At 68.9% G+C, this 2,263-nt stretch carries 1 protein-coding gene and 1 pseudogene; one reads left to right on the forward strand and one right to left on the reverse strand.

Features of this window, described 5'->3' with window-relative positions:
- Positions 1 to 1,838, forward strand: a pseudogene (locus ACZ5CR_RS43785) (peptidase S8); the annotation flags it as partial.
- A gap of 59 nt (positions 1,839 to 1,897) precedes the next feature.
- On the opposite strand, the gene ACZ5CR_RS43790 reads toward ACZ5CR_RS43785, so the two are convergent.
- The coding region (locus ACZ5CR_RS43790) for a phosphotransferase (RefSeq protein ID WP_468868852.1) at positions 1,898 to 2,263 on the reverse strand (366 nt) is incomplete at its 5' end.

Genomic DNA, 2,263 nt, shown 5'->3' on the forward strand with positions numbered 1-2,263 from the left:
TCATCGAGCAGTCGGTGATCGCCGACCCAGTGTCCCTCAACTACGGCACCCAGCAGTGGCCGCACACCGACGACAAGCCGGTTACGAGGAAGGTGACGTACAAGAACCTCGGCAAGGAGGACGTCACTCTGGACCTCGCCGTGACGGCGAAGGACCCGAAGGGCGACCCGGCTCCGACCGGGCTCTTCACACTCGGCGCGAAGTCGGTGAAGGTCCCGGCGGGTGGCACGGCGGCGGTCGATCTGATTGCCGACACGAAGCTCGGCGGGACGACGGACGGGACCTACTCCGCGTATGTCGTGGCGACGGGCGGCGGACAGTCCGTGCGCACGGCGGCCGTGGTCGACCGCGAGGTCGAGCGGTACGACATCACCCTGAAGACAATCGGCCGCGACGGGCGGCCCGCGCCGCACTACGAGCCGATGCTCTCGGCGATCACCGGGGCCGACGAGGGCCTCAACCTCTTCCCGTACGACAAGTCCGGCACCGCCAAGGTGCGGGTGGCGAAGGGGAGCTATCTCCTCGACACGACGATCTACGTCGACCCCGAGAACGGCGACAAGGGCGTCGACTGGCTGGCTCAGCCGAAGCTGACGATCGACAAGAACATGACGGTGACGGTCGACGCGCGTAAAGCCGAGCCGGTCGACATCACGCTCCCGGACCGCGACGCCAAGCTGGTGTTCATGGACGCCCGCTACACCTACGCGGGCTACGAAATGGGCGCCCTCAACATCAACTCCTTCCAGAGTCTGCGCACCGCACACCTCGGACCTCAGGTCCCGGACGGCCTCGGCCAGCAGTGGCTCGGAACCTGGACGAAGGGCACGGGCACCCGGCACGACATGCTGCTCGGCGGCAAGGTGGAGAAGCTCGCGACCGGCTACACCCGGCATCTCAAGACCACTGACTTCGCCACGGTGAAGGTCCGCATGGGGGCGTCGTCCTCCGGCAGGACGGGTGGGCTGGACGTGGCCGGATACCTTCCGGAGGCGGGCGGCATCTCGCCGATCCTGCCGGGACAGAAGCTTCCGCGCACCAAGACGGTGCGTCTGTCCGCCCTCGGCGCGACGAAGTGGGGCATCGGCTTCGAGCAGTACGGCGACAAGGACGAGGAGGGCGAACCGGTCCTGGAGGGCCGCTGGGGGATCTCACCTCCTCAGACCTTCAAGGCAGGGCAGGCCTACGAGAAGACGTTCAACACCGGCGTCTTCGGCCCGGCTGTCGGCGGCAAGAACGGCATCTTCCGCAAGGGCGACGAGCTGGGCGGCGTCCTGCCCATGATGGCGGACGGCAAGGGTCACGCCGGCTGGTCCCTCTACTCGTCGGGGAAGTCGACGCTGTACCGGAACGGCACGAAGATCGCCGAGAACGACGATCCGGTGACCGGGAACGAGACCTTCAAGGTCCCGGCGGGCGACGCGGAGTACAGGCTCACGGCGTCCGAGAAGCGCAGTGCCAAGGTGGGGCGGGCGACGTCACAGGTGGACGCGAGCTGGACGTTCCGCTCGGCACGGACGGAGAGCGCCCGACTCCCCGCGTCCACCGTCCGGTTCACCCCGAAGGTGGGCCTGGACAGCACGGCTCCGGCGGGCCGCACACAGTCCGTACCGGTGAAGGTGCAGGGCTCGGCCGCCGGCGCGGGAAACCTCAAGTCCCTTGCCGTGTACGTGTCCTATGACCACGGACAGAGCTGGAAGAAGGCCACGGTCACGGGCGGGAAGATCTCCGTCAGGACCCCGGCCGCGGGCAAGGGCGTCTCGTTCCACGCCAAGATCACGGACAGGAACGGCAACAAGGCCACGCTCTCGGTCCACGACGCGTACTTCGGGAGGTAGTGCGCCCGAGCGGCTCGCCGGGACGCTCCGTTCCGGTGGGCCGCCAGGTCGTGGCAGGCCTAGACCCGCGCCTCCTCGAGCCCCGCGAGAACCGCGTCCACGGTCTCGTCGACCGTCAGGTCACTGCTGTCCAGCCAGAGCCCGATCCTCGGGGTCCCCGACCGCAGCCCCGTGTCGAGGTCCTCCACGGTCCACGCCCCGTAGCCGGTCTTTCCGCGACCGGCCTCCCGCGCCGCGACCGCGTCCGGCCTCGGGGCCAGCACGACCACGTGTACCGGGCTCGTACGCAGCAGATCCACGTACGTCTTCAACTCCTCGCCCAGGATGACGTCCTGGACCACCGCGACGAAGCCCGCGGCCGCGTACGCGTCGGCCGTCGCCGCCGACAGGCCGTACCGCAGGCGGAGTTGGGCCGCCGCCTCGTC

Source organism: Streptomyces sp. NPDC031274 (genome assembly GCF_055570235.1).